Source organism: Rhizobium sp. Nf11,1 (assembly GCF_050587665.1).
In the GTDB taxonomy this organism is placed as follows: Bacteria; Pseudomonadota; Alphaproteobacteria; order Rhizobiales; family Rhizobiaceae; genus Rhizobium.
The window spans coordinates 1-1,224 of the sequence record NZ_JBOBHU010000072.1; the positions used below are offsets into that span (position 1 = coordinate 1).

At 56.9% G+C, this 1,224-nt stretch carries 1 protein-coding gene; it reads right to left on the minus strand.

Annotated features, from left to right (window positions below; all coding sequences use genetic code 11):
• Nucleotides 1-52: 52 nt before the first annotated feature.
• Nucleotides 53-1,155, minus strand: a protein-coding gene (locus tag ACQ7C1_RS31705; RefSeq protein WP_430961217.1) for an IS3 family transposase whose coding sequence is annotated in 2 segments (ribosomal slippage) — nt 53-894 and nt 894-1,155 — 1,104 coding nt in all. Because the reading frame shifts where the segments join, the coding sequence is not laid out codon by codon here.
• Nucleotides 1,156-1,224 lie beyond the last annotated feature (69 nt).

Below are 1,224 nucleotides of genomic sequence, written 5' to 3' on the forward strand. Positions count from 1 at the left end.
TGAACCGCCCCCAAACGTTGGACCAGCGAAGGCTGGAGTTTTCCGGCTTCTTTCAGGGAGGCGGGCTGGTTGCGCTTCCCGAATTTATCAGCGATATCGGCACCTTGTTGCCGATCGCGCCATGAGGCCGTTCTTCGTTATAGTATCTACGCCAATCCTCCATCTTTTCGCGGGCATCCGCAAGGGTCAGAAACCAGTGTTGGTTCAGGCATTCGGCGCGGAAGCGGCCGTTGAACGCTTCTATAAAGGCGTTGTCGGTCGGTTTTCCAGGGCGTGAGAAGTCCAACGTGACGCCCTTAGCATAGGCCCAGAGATCGAGATCGCGAGACACGAACTCGGTCCCCTGATCGACACGGATCGTCTTGGGATAGCCAACGTTCCGGCATACTCGTTCCAAGGTTTGCACGACATCTTCACCTCGATAGCTGTGACGCGGATCGAGCACCGGCACATAGCGTGAGAAGGTATCCACCACCGTGAGCACCCGCAGTTTCTTGCCGGTCGCGAGTTGGTCGTGAACGAAGTCCATAGCCCAGACATCGTTCGGACCGACTGCCATTTGCCGACCTTCCCTCAGCTTGGCTTTGACCCGGCGTTTCGGTGTCTTATTACGCAATTGCAGGCCCAAGTCCCTGTAAATGCGGTAGGTCCGCTTGATGTTGGTACCCCAACCCTCGCGTTCCAACAGTACCTGCACACGACGATAACCGTAGCGGACACGGGTCTCACAGATCTCACGGATACGACGTTCCAGACCGGCCTGATCGGCACGACGAGAGGTGTAGTGGTAGGTTGACCGATCGAAGTTCAGCGCCCCACAGGCACGCCGGATCGAGATCGCCCAATCCCGGCACATGCCCTTCACCATCTCCCGCTTGCGAGCAGGCCTTAGAGCTTTCGGCGAATGACGTCCTGCAGCATCTCACGATCGAGCGTCAGGTCCGCGACAATCTTCTTCAGCCGCGAATTCTCGTCCTCGAGCTGCTTCAGCTTCTTCATCTCCGGCGGCAACATGCCGGCATATTTTTTCTTCCAGTTGAAATAGGTCGCCTGGCTGATCCCCGCCTTGCGGCAGATCTCTGCAACGGGCACACCTTCGTCGCCTTGCTTCAGAATGAACGCCTTCTGGGCGTCCGAAAACTGCGATGCCTTCATCGTCTTCCGTTCCTTTCCCAGCCAGGAAAATGCACCGGAAACTCTAACCAAAACTGGTCCAGTTTGAAG